The 15683-nt window shown below is 72.9% G+C and carries 15 protein-coding genes; 11 read left to right on the top strand and 4 right to left on the bottom strand.

Annotated features, from left to right (window positions below; translation table 11 throughout):
* Complete coding sequence (locus GA0070562_RS09045; protein ID WP_091418537.1) at positions 1 to 414, top strand: HIT family protein; 414 nt, start codon at positions 1 to 3, stop codon at positions 412 to 414.
* 76 nt (positions 415 to 490) lie between these two features.
* Positions 491 to 1150, top strand: a complete 660-nt coding sequence (gene msrA / locus GA0070562_RS09040; RefSeq protein ID WP_091418534.1) for a peptide-methionine (S)-S-oxide reductase MsrA — start codon at positions 491 to 493, stop codon at positions 1148 to 1150.
* 126 nt (positions 1151 to 1276) lie between these two features.
* Here msrA and GA0070562_RS09035 read toward each other — a convergent pair whose 3' ends face one another.
* Positions 1277 to 1744, bottom strand: coding sequence for a hypothetical protein (locus GA0070562_RS09035; RefSeq protein ID WP_091418532.1), 468 nt, complete (start codon positions 1742 to 1744; stop codon positions 1277 to 1279).
* Between the two features lie 205 nt (positions 1745 to 1949).
* Here GA0070562_RS09035 and GA0070562_RS09030 point away from each other — a divergent pair, with 205 nt between their 5' ends.
* The 5 genes from GA0070562_RS09030 (at position 1950) to GA0070562_RS09010 (ending at position 8504) form a co-directional block, all read left to right on the top strand.
* Positions 1950 to 3740 (top strand): N-acetylglutaminylglutamine amidotransferase, encoded by a 1791-nt coding sequence (locus tag GA0070562_RS09030; RefSeq protein ID WP_091418529.1) that lies wholly within the window; start codon positions 1950 to 1952, stop codon positions 3738 to 3740.
* Positions 3741 to 3742: 2 nt separating this feature from the next.
* The gene (gene ngg / locus GA0070562_RS09025) at positions 3743 to 5581 is read left to right on the top strand and encodes an N-acetylglutaminylglutamine synthetase (protein WP_091418527.1); all 1839 of its coding nucleotides are present in this window, start codon (positions 3743 to 3745) and stop codon (positions 5579 to 5581) included.
* Positions 5578 to 6762 (top strand): osmoprotectant NAGGN system M42 family peptidase, encoded by a 1185-nt coding sequence (locus GA0070562_RS09020; RefSeq protein ID WP_091418524.1) that lies wholly within the window; start codon positions 5578 to 5580, stop codon positions 6760 to 6762. The genes ngg and GA0070562_RS09020 overlap by 4 nt, the downstream gene beginning before the upstream one ends.
* 306 nt (positions 6763 to 7068) lie before the next feature.
* Positions 7069 to 7998, top strand: a complete 930-nt coding sequence (locus tag GA0070562_RS09015; protein WP_091418522.1) for a ribonuclease Z — start codon at positions 7069 to 7071, stop codon at positions 7996 to 7998.
* Complete coding sequence (locus GA0070562_RS09010; protein WP_091418519.1) at positions 7995 to 8504, top strand: GNAT family N-acetyltransferase; 510 nt, start codon at positions 7995 to 7997, stop codon at positions 8502 to 8504. The genes GA0070562_RS09015 and GA0070562_RS09010 overlap by 4 nt, the downstream gene beginning before the upstream one ends.
* 38 nt (positions 8505 to 8542) lie before the next feature.
* Here GA0070562_RS09010 and GA0070562_RS09005 read toward each other — a convergent pair whose 3' ends face one another.
* Together GA0070562_RS09005 and GA0070562_RS09000 are read right to left on the bottom strand one after the other, a co-directional pair.
* Positions 8543 to 9913, bottom strand: a complete 1371-nt coding sequence (locus GA0070562_RS09005; protein ID WP_091418516.1) for a cystathionine beta-synthase — start codon at positions 9911 to 9913, stop codon at positions 8543 to 8545.
* A 78-nt stretch (positions 9914 to 9991) separates the two neighbouring features.
* Entirely contained in the window at positions 9992 to 10348 is a 357-nt protein-coding gene (locus tag GA0070562_RS09000) for a YkvA family protein (RefSeq protein ID WP_013474058.1), read from the bottom strand.
* A gap of 140 nt (positions 10349 to 10488) precedes the next feature.
* Between GA0070562_RS09000 and GA0070562_RS08995 the strand changes: the two genes are divergently transcribed.
* From GA0070562_RS08995 to GA0070562_RS08980, 4 genes are read left to right on the top strand one after another with little or no spacing between them, the layout of a single operon-like run.
* A complete protein-coding gene (locus GA0070562_RS08995; RefSeq protein ID WP_091418514.1) occupies positions 10489 to 11535 on the top strand; it encodes an SGNH/GDSL hydrolase family protein in 1047 nt (348 codons plus the stop codon).
* A 22-nt stretch (positions 11536 to 11557) separates the two neighbouring features.
* Positions 11558 to 12370 carry an SGNH/GDSL hydrolase family protein gene (locus tag GA0070562_RS08990; RefSeq protein ID WP_091418512.1) on the top strand — a complete coding sequence of 271 codons (813 nt, stop codon included), beginning with the start codon at positions 11558 to 11560 and terminating at the stop codon, positions 12368 to 12370.
* 58 nt (positions 12371 to 12428) lie between these two features.
* A complete protein-coding gene (locus GA0070562_RS08985; protein ID WP_091418510.1) occupies positions 12429 to 13691 on the top strand; it encodes an acetyl-CoA C-acetyltransferase in 1263 nt (420 codons plus the stop codon).
* A 40-nt stretch (positions 13692 to 13731) separates the two neighbouring features.
* The gene (locus GA0070562_RS08980) at positions 13732 to 15216 is read left to right on the top strand and encodes a CYTH and CHAD domain-containing protein (protein ID WP_091418508.1); all 1485 of its coding nucleotides are present in this window, start codon (positions 13732 to 13734) and stop codon (positions 15214 to 15216) included.
* Between the two features lie 146 nt (positions 15217 to 15362).
* On the opposite strand, the gene GA0070562_RS08975 is transcribed toward GA0070562_RS08980, so the two are convergent.
* Positions 15363 to 15683: transposase (locus GA0070562_RS08975; RefSeq protein ID WP_139135445.1), on the bottom strand; the 321-nt coding region annotated here is incomplete at its 5' end.

Raw genomic sequence — 15683 nt, 5'->3', positions numbered from 1 at the left:
ATGAGCGGCTGCGTGTTCTGCGGGATCGTGGCGGGCGAGGTGCCGGCCTTCCGGGTGACCGACGAGCCGGACGGGGTCGCGTTCCTCGACACCCGGCCGGTGTTCAAGGGCCACGTGCTGGTGGTGCCCCGCGCCCACCTGGTCACCCTGTCCGACCTGCCCGCCGACGCGCTGCCCGGCTACTTCCGGCTGGTGCAACGGATCGCCGTGGCGGTGGAGACCGGTCTGGGCTCCGGTGGGACGTTCGTGGCGATGAACAACCGGGTGTCCCAGTCCGTGCCGCACCTGCACACCCACGTGGTGCCCCGGACCAAGGGCGACGGGCTGCGCGGCTTCTTCTGGCCGCGCACCCGGTACGCCGACGACGCCGAGGCGACGGAGTTCGCCGGGCGGATCTCGGCGGCGCTGGCCTGACGCCGGCGTGGGCGGGTAAGGAACCGGGGGGCGACGCTGTTGCACACGCTGGGAAAGCCAAGAGAGGAGTCCCACCGTGTTCCTCCGCCGCATGAAGGCCGAAATGATCTCTCCTGACCAGGCCCTGCCGGGCCGCCCGATCGCGATGCCGATCGCCGACCGGCACGAGGTCCTGCCCTCCTCACTGAAGGGCCCGTTCCCCGAGGGCGCGCAGGTCGCCGTCTTCGGCATGGGCTGCTTCTGGGGCGCCGAGCGGCTGTTCTGGACCCTCCCCGGTGTGATCACCACGTCCGCCGGTTACGCGGGCGGGTACACCACCAACCCGACGTACGAGGAGGTCTGCTCCGGCATGACCGGGCACGCCGAGGTGGTCCAGGTGGTCTACGATCCGTCGAAGATCGCCTACGAGGACCTGCTGAAGGTCTTCTGGGAGAACCACGACCCGACCCAGGGCATGCGCCAGGGCAACGACGTGGGCACCCAGTACCGCTCGGCGATCTACACCACGACCGACGAGCAGCTCGCCGCCGCCAAGGCGTCGCGGGACGCGTTCGCGCCGATCGTGACCCGGGCCGGCAAGGGTGAGATCACCACCGAGATCACTCCGCTCGGCGACTACTACTTCGCCGAGGACTACCACCAGCAGTACCTGGCTCCGACGAAGAACCCGAACGGCTACTGCAACCACGGACCGAACGGGCTGAGCTGCCCGGTCGGCGTGGCCCGCACCTCGTAGCCAGACCCGAGCACTGCCCCACTCGGGCCCTCGTCCTCCAGGGACGAGGGCCCGAACGCGTGGCGAACCGCAGGGCGTACCCGCCGGGCCGGGGTGGCGGGGCGGCGCGGTCGCCGCGCTTCGCACTCACTCGTCGGTCGGGCGCGTGACCGGCCCGAAGTCGTCGGCGCTGGGCGCGGCCAGGATCCGATGCAGGTCGGGATCGGCGTGCACCTCGGCGGTGCGCCGCCATTCCGCGAGCAGTTGGGACACCGCCGCGGTGCTGCCGACGGCCGCTGCGGCCTCGGCCGTGGCGATGAACTCGTCGGTCATCTGCTCGGCGTCCCCCTGCGGCAGGAACCGCATCCAGGGCAGCACGGTCGGAAGCGTCTCACGGACCAGGGCCGGCTCTCGCCGCGCCAGGCCGGCCAGCAGCCGCGCGGTCAGATCGACCACCTCCCCCTCGGCCTCAGCCCGTTCGGCGGACATCAGCACCAGGTCGGCGGCGTCGCGGCGACGCAGCCGCAGCGCCCGGGTACGGGCCAGCCGTTCCGCGGTTTCCGTCGGCCGGCGCAGCAACTCGGAGAACGGCACCGACTCCAAGGGCACGGACACGACATCAACACTACTTCAGAAGTAGCACGCTGCGGCATTCCTCACACTGCCGCGAGAGCCGAATCCCGACATCGGGTGGAGTGAGGCAGGAACCGAAGGCATGACAGGCGACCACCCTGCGTGACGGCGCATCGTAGCAAGCTGTCACACGTTCGTCATCGTCTCAACAGGCGAACTGCAACAAGCTCTGGCAGCATTGGCTCGTATGTGCGGACTTGCGGGAGAGTTCCGCCGTGACGGTTCACGCGCCGACGTCTCGGCCGTGGAGCGGATGGCGGCCACGATGAGTGACCGAGGGCCCGACGACAGCGGCGTCTGGTCGCAGGGCCCGACCGCGCTGGGACACCGGCGCCTGAAGATCATCGACCTGTCCGCGGCGAGCGGCCAACCCATCGTGGACGCCGCCGCCGGGCTCACCGGTGTCTTCAACGGCTGCATCTACAACTACCGGGAACTGCGCGCCGAGCTACAGGCCAAGGGCCACCGGTTCTTCTCCTCCGGCGACAGCGAGGTCGTGGTCAAGGCGTACGCCGAGTGGGGGCTCGACTTCGTCGACCACCTGATCGGCATGTTCGCCGTGGCGATCAGCGAGCGCGACACCGGCCGCCTGGTGCTGGCCCGGGACCGCCTCGGCATCAAGCCGCTCTACCTGGCCGAGAGCCCCGGCGTGGTGCGGTTCGCCTCGACCCTGCCGGCGCTGCTCGCCGGTGGCGGCATCGACACCACCATCGACCGGGTGGCGCTCGCCCACTACCTGAGCTTCCACAGCATCGTGCCGCCCCCGCGCACCATCCTGGCCGGCGTCACCAAGCTGCCCCCGGCCACGGTCCGGGTGTACGAGGCGGACGGCTCCACCAACGAGCGGGTCTACTGGGATCCGGCGTTCAGCCGCGCCGCCGAGCGGGCCGGCTGGTCCGAGCGGGACTGGCAGGACGCGCTGCTCGAATCCCTGACCACCGCCGTACGCCGCCGCATGGTGGCCGACGTGCCGGTGGGCGTGCTGCTCTCCGGCGGCCTCGACTCCAGCCTGGTGGTCGCGCTGCTCGCCGGCGAGGGGCAGGCGCGGTCCGGCCTGGCCACGTTCTCCATCGGCTTCGACGCGGTGGGCGGCCGGGAGGGCGACGAGTTCGTCTACTCCGACCTGGTGGCGAAGACGTTCGGCACCGACCACCACCAGATCCGGGTGCCCACCGGCGACCTGCTGCCGCCGCTGGAGGCCGCCGTCGCGTCCATGAGCGAGCCCATGGTCAGCCACGACTGCGTCGCGTTCTGGCTGCTCAGCCAGGAGGTCGCGAAGCACGTCAAGGTGGTGCAGTCGGGCCAGGGCGCGGACGAGATCCTGGGCGGCTACCACTGGTACCCGCCGCTGGCCGGGGTGGACCGGGAGCAGGCGCTCGAGACGTACGCGAAGGCGTTCTTCGACCGGGACGCGGCCGGACTGGCCCGGGTGCTCAACCCGGCGTGGCTGGCCGACGGCGACCCGGCGCGGGAGTTCGTCGCCGCGCACCTGGGCCGCGCGGGGGCGCAGACCGCCGTCGACGCGGGCCTGCGGATCGACACCCAGGTCATGCTCACCGACGACCCGGTGAAGCGGGTCGACAACATGACCATGGCGCACGGGCTGGAGGCCCGGGTGCCGTTCCTCGACCACGAGTTCGTCGAGCTGGCCGCGAGCTGCCCGCCGGAGCTGAAGCTGGCCCAGGGCGGCAAGGGCGTGCTCAAGGAGATCGGCCGCCGGGTCCTGCCGCACGAGGTCATCGACCGGCCCAAGGGCTACTTCCCGGTGCCCGGACTCACCCACCTGGAGGGCAAGCTCCTCGACCGGGTACGCGACGCGCTCACCTCGCCGGAGGCACGCCGTCGTGACCTGTTCCGCGCCGACTACGTCGACGCGCTGCTCGCCGACCCGAATGCCGAACTGACCCCGTTGAACGGAAACAAGCTGTGGCAACTGGGACTCCTGGAAATGTGGCTCCAGAGCCACGGAATCGACTGACCGTGACCGACACCCTCGCCACCGGAGCGGCGCGTACCGACCGGGAACGGGTGCTGGGGCGCCGCCGGGAACGCATCGGCCCCGGCGGTGACCCGGTCGCACCGGGTACGCCGGAGCCGCGACAGCCGGAGACCGCGTCCACCGACGCCTCGGGTGTGGTGCTGGACTGCGGCTGGGGCCGGCTGGTGTTCGGGCAGACGTTCGACGACCAGGTGCACGTGGCCGACGTGCTGCGCTCCGAGGCGGTCGGTGCCCGGGACATCTGCATCTACCTGCGCGACCCGCACGTGCTGGTGTCCCGGCTGCCGGACGAGCTGTTCATCGACCCGTCGCTGACGTACCGGCTGCCGCTGGGTGAGAAGCGGCCCGCCGCCACCGAGGGCGGCGAGGTGCCCGGGCTGACCGTCCGGCCGCTGCGTGACGCCGCCGACGCGGATGCCGTCAACCGGATCTACGCCCGCAACGGCATGGTCACCGCCCCGGTCGAGGTGCTCGTGGACAACGCCGGCACGGACCGGTTCCTGCACCTGGTGGCCGAGGACACCACCGGTGAGGTGGTCGGCACCATCACCGGCGTGGACCACGTCGCGGTCTTCGGCGACCCGGAGAACGGCGCCAGCCTGTGGTGCCTGACAGTCGACTTCAACACCGCCCCGCCCGGCACCGGGCAGGCGCTGCTCACCGCGCTCGCCGACCGGCTCGACGGGCGCGGCCGGGCGTTCGTGGACCTGTCCGTGCTGGCCGAGAACTCGGGTGCGATCCGGCTGTACGAGCGTCTCGGCTTCCACCGCACCGGCACGCTCTGCGTGAAGCGGAAGAACCCGATCAACGAGCGCCTGTTCCTGCCCGCCATGCCGCAGGGGTACGACGAGCTGAACCCGTACGCGAAGATCGTCGCGGACGAGGCGATGCGCCGCGGCATCCGGGTGGAGGTGACCGACCCGCACTGGGGTGAGCTGAAGCTGACCACCGGCGGCCGGACCATCCACACCCGGGAGTCGCTGTCGGAGCTGACCTCGGCGGTGGCGATGAGCCGCTGCGACGACAAGCGGGTGACCCGGCGCATCCTCACCGAGGCGGGGCTGTCGGTGCCGCGCGGGCGCACCGCCACCGGCGAGCCCGACGACGTGGCGTTCCTCGACGACGTGGGTCCGGTGGTGGTCAAGCCGGCGCGGGGCGAGCAGGGCAACGGCATCACCGTCGGCGTGCGTACGCCGGAGGCGCTGACCGCGGCCGTCGAGCTGGCCCGCCGGTTCTGCCCGGACGTGCTGATCGAGGAGCTGCGCGCGGGCGAGGACCTGCGGGTCGTGGTGATCGACCACGAGGTGGTCGCCGCCGCGGTACGCCGCCCGGCGCAGATCACCGGCGACGGCGTGCACGACATCACCGAGCTGATCGAGCGGCAGAGCCGCCGCCGGGCGGCCGCCACCGGCGGCGAGTCCCGCATCCCGGTCGACGACATGACCCGCGAGGTGGTGGCCGAGGCCGGCTACCGGATGCACGACGTGCTCCCGGAGGGCGAGGTGCTGGCGGTCCGGCGGACGGCCAACCTGCACACCGGCGGCACTATCCACGACGTGACCGCCGAGCTGCACCCGGCGATCGCCGAGGCGTGCGTCACCGCCAGCCGGGCGCTGGACATCCCGGTCACCGGGCTGGACCTGCTGGTCCCCGCCCCGGACCGGCCGGAACACGTGTTCATCGAGGCGAACGAGCGGCCCGGACTGGCCAACCACGAGCCGCAGCCGACCGCCGAGCGCTTCGTCGACCTGCTCTTCCCGGGTACCCGGGCACCGCAGCGACTCTGGTCGCCTGCCGGTGCGGCAGGCTCTGGGGCATGACCGCACGCAAACCCCAACCGCTCAAGCTCGACCTCGACTATCTCCGCCAGGTGCTGGTGGAGCTGCTGGAGATCCCCAGCCCGTCGGGGCGCACCGACCACATCCAGCAGTACGTGGGCGAGCGGCTCTCCGCGATCGGGATCAGCTCCACGCTGACCCGTCGCGGGGCGCTGAGCGCCTGTCTGCCCGGCCCCCGGTCGACCGGCGCCGACCGGGCGATCGTGGTGCACACCGACACCATCGGCGGCATGGTGAAGCGGCTGAAGGAGAACGGCCGGCTGGAGGTCAACCCGATCGGTACGCACAGCGCCCGCTTCGCCGAGGGCGCCCACGTGCGGATCTTCACCGACGACCTGGAGCGGGTCGTCACCGGCCAGGTGCTGCCGCTGAAGGCGAGCGGGCACCGTTACAACGAGGCGGTCGACCTCCAGGGCGTCGGCTGGGAGCTGGTCGAGGTGCGGGTGGACGAGCCGGTGCACGACGAGGCCGGGCTGCGGGCGCTCGGCATCGACGCCGGGGACTTCGTCGCGTTCCTGCCCAACCCGACCATCACCCCGAACGGGTACGTCAAGTCCCGCCACCTGGACGACAAGGCGGGCGTGGCGGCGGTGCTGACCGCGTTCAAGGCGATGGTCGAGGCCGGTGTCACCCCGGCGGTCACCGCGCACCTGCTGGTCACCGTCACCGAGGAGATCGGCCACGGCGCCAGCCACGGGCTGGACCCGGACGTCGCGGAGATCGTCTCGGTCGACGCGGCGGTGGTCGCGCCGGGCCAGCAGTCCCGCGAGACCGCTGCGACGCTCGCCATGGGCGACGGGGTCGGGCCGTTCGACTACCACCTGACCCGCAACCTCGCCTCGATCGCCAAGGAACACGGCGTCGACCTGGTCCGGGACGTCTTCGACTACTACCGCTCGGACGTGGCCGCCGCGGTCGAGGCCGGGGCGCACGCCCGGGTGGCGCTCCTCGGCTTCGGCGTGGACGCCACCCACGGCCACGAGCGCACCCACCTCGACGGCCTGCACCAGCTCACCCAGCTGCTCTGCCTCTACCTGCAGAGCCCGCTGGTGTTCCCCGAGTGGGACGCCGAGCCGGAGGGCGACCTGGCCGACTTCCCGTCGCTGGCGGTGCAGCCGGCGAACGAGGAGGGCCCGCGCGAGGGCCCGATCGGCCTGGACTGACGCCTGTGATCGAAATCCGTTGCCGCAGCCGCCGGGAAGTGGATAGCGTGGCGGTACACGGGAAAGGAGGTGGTCCAGACTTGTATAGCAATCGGACTCGTGAGGTGGCTGTCCGCTAGCCGCTGTCCTCGACAGTGAAAACTCGTCCGCCGCGAGGCGGGCACCTGCAGGATCGTCGAGACCGTGTGGCAGCGGTGCGGCGAAACCACGACAGCCACCCGACCCCCGGGGTGCCGGCCCAGTCCAGCCGGCCCGCGCGCGAGCGCGGAAGCCCCGGGGGTCGCTTTTTGCCTTCCGGAGGATGCCGTGTCCATGCGTGAGCTGGTGGTGCTCGGTACGGCCAGCCAGGCCCCGACCCGGCAGCGCAACCACAACGGCTACCTGCTGCGCTGGGACGACGAGGTGATCCTCTTCGACCCGGGCGAGGGCAGCCAGCGGCAGATGCTGCACACCGGTGTCACAGCCACCGACCTGACCCGGATCTGCGTCACCCACTTCCACGGCGACCACTGCCTCGGCCTGCCCGGCATGATCCAGCGGCTCTCGCTGGACCGCGTACCGCACCCGGTGGCTGTGCACTTCCCGGCCGGCGGCGCCGAGTACTTCGCCCGGCTGCGCCACGCCTCCAGCTTCTACGAGACCGCCGAGCTGGCCGTCGAGCCGATCGACACCGACGGGCAGCGGATCACGCTCGGCATCGGCACGCTGGAGGCCCGCCGGCTGCGGCACCCGATCGAGACGTACGGGTACCGCCTGGTCGAGCCGGACGGCTGCCGGATGCTGCCGGAGCGGCTGGCCGCGTACGGCATTGCCGGTCCGGACACCGGAAGGTTGCTGCGCGACGGGCACCTGGACCGCGACGGACGTCGCGTGACCCGGGACGAGGTGAGCGTGACCCGGCCGGGGCAGCGGTTCGCCTTCGTGATGGACACCGGGCTCTGCGACGGCGTGTTCGCGCTGGCCGAGCACGCCGACCTGCTGGTGATCGAGTCGACGTTCCTGGAGTCGGAGGCGGCGCTCGCCGCCGAGGTCGGGCACCTCACCGCCGGCCAGGCCGCGCGGGTGGCGGCCGAGTCGGGGGTACGCACGCTCGTGCTCACCCACTTCTCCCAGCGGTACGCCGACCCGCGCCGCTTCCACGACGAGGCCCGGGAGCACTTCTCCGGTGATCTGGTGATCGCCGAGGATCTCCAGACGGTGCAGGTGCCGCCCCGGCGGGTACCGTCGCCCGGGTGACGATCTCCATACGTTCCGCGACCGAGGCCGACCTGATGGCGGTCGGTGCCCTGCACCAGCGCTCACGGGTGGCGGCGTACTCGTCGTTCCTGCCGCCCGAGGCGCTCGCCGACCCGACACCGGAGGCGATGGGGCGCTACTGGGTGGAACGGCTGACCTGGGAGGGCGCGGACCACCGGATGACGGTGGCCGAGCGGGACGGGCGGCTGGTGGGGTTCAGCTACCTCGGGCCGGACGACGAGGGCGACCCGGCGACCGGGCTGCTCAACGCGATCCACCTGGAGCCGTCCGAGCGGGGCCGGGGCACCGGGCGGGCGCTGATGGTGGACGCGCTGGACGCGATGCAGGCCCGGGGGTGGACCCGCGCCGCGCTGTGGGTTCTGCGCGAGAACACCCACGCGCGCCGGTTCTACGAGCGCGGCGGCTGGATCCTCACCGGTCTTCAGCGGGACGAGCACATCGGCTCGGCGCTGGTGCCGCAACTGCGGTACGCCCGCGAGCTGTGAACGGGCGGGGGCCCCGGAGCGCCGGGGCCCCGCACCGCTCAGCGCGCGCCGAGGTGGGCGAGCAGGTCCTGCCGGGTCAGCACGCCCTTGGGCTTGCCGTCGACCAGCACCAGCGCCGCGTCCGCCTTCTCCAGCAGCCCGACCGCCTCGCTCACCGGCTGCCCACCGCCGATCATCGGCAGCGGCTCGCCCATGTGTCGCTCGATCGTGTCGTGCAGGTGGGCCTGGCCGGTGAACAGGGCGTCGAGCAGGTCCTTCTCCGCGATGGAGCCGGCCACCTCGCCGGTCACCACCGGCGGCTCGGCCTTGAGCACCGGGAGCTGGGAGACGCCGTACTCGCGCATGTAGTCGATCGCGTCGCGGACCGTCTCGGTCGGGTGCACGTGCACCAGCTCGGGCAGCCCGCCGGGCTTGCCGGCGAGCGCGTCGGCGACTGTCGGCTCGGTGCCCGAGTCGTCCAGGAAGCCGTACCGGGCCATCCACTTGTCGTTGAAGATCTTCGACAGGTAGCCCCGGCCGCCGTCCGGCAACAGCACCACGATCACGTCGTCCGGGCCGGCCTTGCGGGCCACCTCCAGCGCGCCCACCACCGCCATGCCGCAGGAGCCGCCGACCAGCAGCCCCTCCTCGCGGGCCAGCCGGCGGGTCATCTCGAACGACTCCTTGTCCGACACCTCGACGATCTCGTCGGCGACCGACCGGTCGTACGTCTCCGGCCAGAAGTCCTCACCGACGCCCTCGACCAGGTACGGCCGGCCGGTGCCGCCGGAGTAGACCGAGCCCTCCGGGTCCGCGCCGATCACCTTGACCCGGCCCTCGGACGCCTCCTTGAGGTAGCGGCCGATGCCGGAGATGGTGCCGCCGGTGCCGACGCCCGTGACGAAGTGGGTGATCTTGCCCTCGGTCTGCCGCCACAGCTCCGGGCCGGTCGTCTCGTAGTGCGAGCGCGGGTTGGCCGGATTGCTGTACTGGTTGGGCTTCCACGCGCCGGGGATCTCCCGGGCCAGCCGGTCGGAGACGTTGTAGTAGGAGCGCGGGTCCTCCGGCGCGACGGCGGTCGGGCAGACCACCACCTCGGCGCCGTACGCGCGCAGCACGTCCTGCTTGTCCTGGCTGACCTTGTCCGGGCAGACGAAGACGCAGCGGTAGCCCCTGAGCTGGGCCACCAGGGCCAGCCCGACGCCCGTGTTGCCGCTGGTCGGCTCCACGATCGTGCCGCCGGGACGCAGGATGCCCGCCTTCTCGGCGTCCTCCACCATGCGCAGCGCGATCCGGTCCTTGACCGAGCCGCCCGGGTTGACGTACTCCACCTTCGCCAGCACGGTGGCCTGGATGCCCTCGGTGACGTTGCGCAGGCGTACCAGCGGGGTGTTGCCGATCAGCTCGACGACGTTGTCGTAGTACTGCACCTCGTTGTGCCCTTCGTCGCGCCGCCGTCGGTTCCGGCGGCCGGCCAGCCCTCAGTTCGCCGACCAGCGTACGTGCCGTCAGGGCACCACATGCCCGGGGATGACGGAGCTGCGACGTGCCTCCCACTCCAGGAACCGCTCGGTCTCGGCGAGCACGCTGCCCGCCAGCCAGGTGACCATGACCGCGTCGTCGGCCAGCCCGAAGATCGCCAGCGGGATCTCCGGCAGCAGGTCGATCGGCGAGACGATGTACGCCGTCGCCCCGGCCATCAGCGCCAGGCGCAGGCCGCCGTCGTACTCGCCCCGGGTGGTCGCCCGGATCATCCGCGGCAGCGCCGCCAGCCGGGCCCCGAGCGACGGCCCGCCCCGCGTGCCCGCCGCCAGCGCCCGGGCCAGCGCGGCGAACGCGGCGCTGCGCTTCAACGTCTTCCCCATGATTTCGCCCCTCTCCGCCCGACCATGGTGCGGCCCGGTGGCAAGCCCGCGTCCGCTCCCCCATCGATACCCAGTCGGGACGCCGCCCAGCCATCCGATCACGGACAGCAGTGGTCGTACCGGCGCGATACTGTCGGTTCATGGGGGACGCTGGTTCCGTCGCGCCGGTCCGCCGGCAGCGCGCCCGGCAGATCGCCCGCCTCGCGGCGATCGGCACGGGCGCCACGGTGGCGGCCACCGCCGCCACCGGCGGGGTGCTGCTCGGCCAGGCCCGGCAGGCCCGCCGCACCATCCCGATGGCCCAGGCCCCGCCGCCGCGTATCGACGGCGTCTACGGCGCGAGGCTGCCCGGTCCGCCGGTCACCATGGTCATCCTGGGCGACTCCTCGGCGGCCGGGTACGGCGTGCACAGGCGCCGGGAGACGCCGGGCTCGCTGCTGGCCACCGGGCTGTCCCGCCGCCTGCACCGGCCGGTCCGGCTGCACCGCTTCGCCGTGGTCGGCGCGCTGTCGTCCGGGCTGAAGCCGCAGGTCGAGTCCGCGCTGGAGGTCGAGCCGGACGTGGCCGTGATACTGGTCGGCGGCAACGACGTCACCAACCGCACGCCGTTCCCGGTGGCAGTGCGCTACCTGGTCGACGCGGTCCGCACGCTGCGGGCGGCCGGCTGTGAGGTGGTCGTCGGCACCTGTCCCGACCTGGGCACCATCCGGCCGATCCAGCCGCCGCTGCGCTGGCTGGCCCGGCGCTGGAGCCGCCAGCTCGCCGCCGCGCAGACGGTCGCGGTGGTCGAGGCCGGCGGCCGTACCGTCTCGCTCGGCGACATGCTCGGGCCGCGCTTCGCCGCCGAGCCCGGCCGGATGTTCGCCTGGGACCGGTTCCACCCCTCCGCCGAGGGGTACGCGATAGCCGCGGCGGCGTTGCTGCCAACCGTGCTGTCCGCGCTGGGCGCCGTCCCGGAACGCAGGCCTGTCCTGCCCGGCGTGGAAGGCGTACGGTCGCTCCCGGAGGCCGCCCACCAGGCGGCCCGGTACGCCGGCACGGAGGTCAGCGGCGCCCAGCTCCGGGGTCGCGACCGCGGGCCGGGCGGGCGGTGGGCGCAGCTTCGCCGGCGGGCCTTCTTCGGCGTCGGCGCGGTGCCCCCGACCGGCAGCGCCGCCGACTCGGCAACGCTGGAGGGAACGGCATGAGCGAGCGAAGCGGGGTGCTGTCATGAGCGAGCGCGGTGAGGTGGCCCGGTGGGGCCGGGCCGCGGCCCTGTCGCTGCTGGCCGGCACGGTGGGCGGCGCGGCGGTCCTGGCCGGCCAGGCCATCGCCGCCCGCAGCCGCGAGTACGCCCAGCCCGAGCTGGGTCTGGTGCTGCGCGCGACGGTCGGCCGCGCGGACGCGCCGCCGCTGCGGCTGGTGCTGCTGGGCGACTCGTCGGCGCTCGGCGTGGGCGTCGACCGGTTCGAGGACACCATCGGCGGTCAGCTCGCCAACCTGCTCGCCGAGGGGCCGGCCGGCCGCCGGGTGCAGCTGTCGAGCGTGGGGGTCTCCGGCTCGCGCGCCACCGACCTGGCCACCCAGGTGGCCCGGGCGCTGCTCGGCGAGCGGCCGGACGTGGCGGTGGTGCTGATCGGGGCGAACGACGCCACCGCGATGTCCCGGTCCGGTGACGCGGCGGCCTATCTCGGCTCGGCGGTACGCCGGCTGCGGGAGGCGCACGTCGAGGTGGTGGTGGGCACCTGCCCCGACCTCGGCGCGGTCCGCGCTGTCGCCGCGCCGCTGCGCCAGGTGCTCGGCTGGTCCGGGCGGCGGATGGCACGGGCACAGACGGCGGCCGTGCTGGACGCCGGCGGCACGGTGGTCGACCTGGGCACCGAGACCGGTCCGGTGTTCCGCGCGGACGCGGGCACGCTCTGCCACGACGGCTTCCACCCGTCGGCCGACGGCTACCGGGTCTGGGCGCACGCCCTGCTCCCGGCGGTCGAGGCGGCGGCGGCCGTCGCGTTCCGGCACCATCGCCGACCGCCCACGGGGTGACATTTCCCGCCCGCCGCACGCCTTCCCGGGCATGTTACCGGCGCGTTAACGTTGCTCCATGCCGATTGAGTCGCCCCGCGACGCCGTCATCGTCGCCACCGCCCGGTCCCCCATCGGCCGCGCGTTCAAGGGTTCCCTCCGCGAGGTCCGCCCGGACGACCTCGCCGCCACCATCGTCCAGGCCGCCCTCGACAAGGTCCCGGCGCTCGATCCCACCACCATCGACGACCTCTACCTCGGGTGCGGTCTGCCCGGCGGCGAGCAGGGCTTCAACATGGCCCGGGTGGTCGCCACGCTGATGGGCCTCGACGGTCTGCCCGGCGCCACGCTGACCCGCTACTGCGCGTCCTCGCTCCAGACCACCCGGATGGCGATGCACGCGATCCGGGCCGGCGAGGGTGACGTGTTCATCTCCGCCGGTGTCGAGATGGTCTCCCGGTACGCCCGGGGCAACTCGGACACGCTGCCGCCGGAGGCGCAGGCCCTCGTCGGCGGTGGCTGGGAGAACCCCCGCTTCGCCGAGGCGCGCGAGCGTTCCGCGGCCCGTGCCCAGGGCGGCGCCGACGTGTGGACCGACCCGCGCGAGGCCGGGCAGCTGCCCGACATCTACCTCGCCATGGGGCAGACCGCGGAGAACCTGGCCCAGGTGTACGACGTGACCCGCGAGGACATGGACGCGTTCGGCGTCCGCAGCCAGAACCTCGCCGAGAAGGCGATCGCGGACGGCTTCTGGGCCCGCGAGATCACTCCGGTGACCACGCCGGACGGCACCGTGGTCAGCACCGACGACGGTCCGCGCGCCGGGGTGACCCTGGAGGCGGTGTCCGGTCTGAAGCCGGTGTTCCGCCCGGACGGCCGGATCACCGCGGGCAACTGCTGCCCGCTCAACGACGGCGCCGCCGCCGTCGTGATCATGAGCGCCGAGCGCGCGTCCGAGCTGGGGCTCACCCCGCTGGCCCGGATCGTCTCCACCGGCGTCACCGGGCTCTCCCCCGAGATCATGGGCCTGGGCCCGGTCGAGGCGTCGAAGCAGGCGCTCAAGCGCGCCGGCATGACCATCGACGACGTCGACCTGGTCGAGATCAACGAGGCGTTCGCCGCCCAGGTGATCCCCTCGTACCGGCAGCTCGGCATCCCGGAGGAGAAGCTGAACGTCGCCGGTGGCGCGATCGCTGTCGGCCACCCGTTCGGCATGACCGGCGCCCGGATCACCGGCACGCTGCTCAACGCGCTGGAGTGGCACGACAAGACCATCGGGCTGGAGACCATGTGCGTCGGCGGTGGCCAGGGCATGGCGATGGTGCTCGAACGACTGAGCTGAGACCGGTTCGCCGGAGCACGGGCCGGGTACGGGAGGCCGCATGGCGACCGTCGTGGAACGTGAGCGCAAGTACTCCGGCGACGAGGGTTTCCGGCTGCCCGACCTGACCGGGTGCGGTGGCGTCGTGACCATGTCCGACGCCACCGTCTCGGATCTGGACGCCGTCTACTGGGACACCGACGACCTGCTCCTGCTGCGCAGCGGGCACGCGCTGCGCCGGCGTACCGGCGGGCACGACGCGGGCTGGCACCTCAAGGTGGGCGCCGTCGGTGGCACCCGGATCGAGCACCAGTTTCCGGCCGGGGCGTCCGACGACGGCCCGCCGCCCGAGCTGGTCGCGCTGATCCGGGCCGCGTCGCGCGGTCGCCCCGTGGCTCCGGCGGCCCGGGTCGTCAACCGCCGCCGGGAACACCGGCTGCTGGACGCGGACGGCCGGGTGCTGGCCGAGGTGGCCGAGGACGACGTCCGGGCCGAGGATCTGGTGGACGGCACCGCGCGGACCTGGCACGAGATCGAGATCGAACTGGTCGAGGGCGACGAAGGGCTGCTCGACGCGCTGGGCGAACGGTTGCGCGCGGCCGGTGCCCGGGAGGTGGCGGTCAGCAAGTCGCACCGGGCCGTCGCCGGCCGGATCGAGCGCTACGACGACCGGGAACCGGACGGCCCCGCGGCACCAGTCCTCGCGTACGTCCGGGCGCAGCGGGACGCGATCGTCGGCAACCACGCGGCCGCCTACCAGGGCGACGAGGACGCGGTCCACGACATGCGCGTCGCGACCCGCCGCTTGCGGGCGACGCTGCGGACGTTCCGGGGCCTGTGGGACCGCCGGGAGAGCGAGGCGGTCCGGGCCGAGCTGCGCCGCCTCGGCGGCGAGCTGGGCCGGGTCCGCGACACCCAGGTGATGGCCGCTCGGCTCACCGAGGCGGTGCACGAGCTGCCGGACGAGCTGGTGCTCGGCCCGGTGGCCGCGCGGATCGGCGAACGGTTCGCCGCCGACCTGGCCGAGGCGACCACCGCGCTGCGGTCCGCGCTGGACGCCGACCGCTACCCCGAACTGCTGGCCCGCCTGGACCGGCTGGCCGACGTCCCGCCGGCCCACGTCGGCCGGCGCTGGGTCGACCGCCGGGTCCGCAAGGCGGTACGCCGCGCGGACGAGCGGCTGGACCGGGCGCTCGCCACCACCGGGCCGGACGGGGACGCGGCGTTGCACGAGGCACGCAAGAAGCTCAAGGCCGCCCGCTACGCGGTGGAAATGCGCGAGCCGGCCCCCGGCAAACGGGCCTCACGGCTGGTGAAGCGGTTCAAGGCGCTCCAGGACCTGCTCGGCACCCACCAGGACTCGGTGGTCACGCGGGAGGTGCTCCGGCGGCAGGCGCTCCAGGCGTACGCCGACGGCGAGAACACGTTCACCTACGGCCTGCTGCACGCGAGGCAGGCGGAGGCCGCCGGCCACGACCGCACCGCCGTCCTCCGCGCACGCGACCGGTCAAGACACCGCAAGGTGCGCCGCTGGCTGAAGCCCTGAACACCCCTCCCTCTCTCCCTCTCCCCTCCCCCCACTCCGTCGATCATGAAGTTGACGGGGATCCGCGTCCGTTTTGTCGCCGTCAACTTCATGATCAACGGGGACGGGCGGGGTCAGAGGGCGGTGCGGGGATGCTCCTATAGAAGTCAAGCGGTGTTGAGGGTGGTGAAGTCGGCGAGGAGGGCGGTGTGGATCTCGCGGACGATGTAGCGCTTGAGGCAGCGCATGATTTCTTTCTTGTTGAGTCCTTGTTTGGTGCGTTTGTCGACGTAGGCGCGGGTGCGGGGGTCGTGGCGCATGCGGACCAGGGCGATGGTGTGCAGGGCTGAGTTGGCGGCTCTGTCGCCGCCTCGGTTGAGGCGGTGTCGGTCGGTGCGTCCGGAGCTGGCGGGGATGGGTGCGGCGCCGCAGAGGTGGGCCAGGGCGGCTTCGGAGCGCAGCCGGTCGGGGTTGTCGCCGGCGGTGGT

Source organism: Micromonospora tulbaghiae, assembly GCF_900091605.1.
GTDB classification, from domain to species: domain Bacteria; phylum Actinomycetota; class Actinomycetes; order Mycobacteriales; family Micromonosporaceae; genus Micromonospora; species Micromonospora tulbaghiae.
Note: the sequence above shows the minus strand (reverse complement) of the source record. Positions and strands in the feature narration are given on the sequence as shown.

What these genes read in the sequence shown, in the direction of transcription:
- GA0070562_RS09045 (WP_091418537.1), top strand. Translation starts at nt 1, where the DNA reads ATGAGCGGCTGCGTGTTCTGCGGGATCGTGGCGGGCGAGGTGCCGGCC.
- GA0070562_RS09030 (WP_091418529.1), top strand. Translation starts at nt 1,950, where the DNA reads ATGTGCGGACTTGCGGGAGAGTTCCGCCGTGACGGTTCACGCGCCGAC.
- GA0070562_RS09020 (WP_091418524.1), top strand. Translation starts at nt 5,578, where the DNA reads ATGACCGCACGCAAACCCCAACCGCTCAAGCTCGACCTCGACTATCTC.
- GA0070562_RS09000 (WP_013474058.1), bottom strand. Translation starts at nt 10,348, where the DNA reads ATGGGGAAGACGTTGAAGCGCAGCGCCGCGTTCGCCGCGCTGGCCCGG.
- GA0070562_RS08995 (WP_091418514.1), top strand. Translation starts at nt 10,489, where the DNA reads ATGGGGGACGCTGGTTCCGTCGCGCCGGTCCGCCGGCAGCGCGCCCGG.
- GA0070562_RS08990 (WP_091418512.1), top strand. Translation starts at nt 11,558, where the DNA reads ATGAGCGAGCGCGGTGAGGTGGCCCGGTGGGGCCGGGCCGCGGCCCTG.
- GA0070562_RS08985 (WP_091418510.1), top strand. Translation starts at nt 12,429, where the DNA reads ATGCCGATTGAGTCGCCCCGCGACGCCGTCATCGTCGCCACCGCCCGG.
- GA0070562_RS08980 (WP_091418508.1), top strand. Translation starts at nt 13,732, where the DNA reads ATGGCGACCGTCGTGGAACGTGAGCGCAAGTACTCCGGCGACGAGGGT.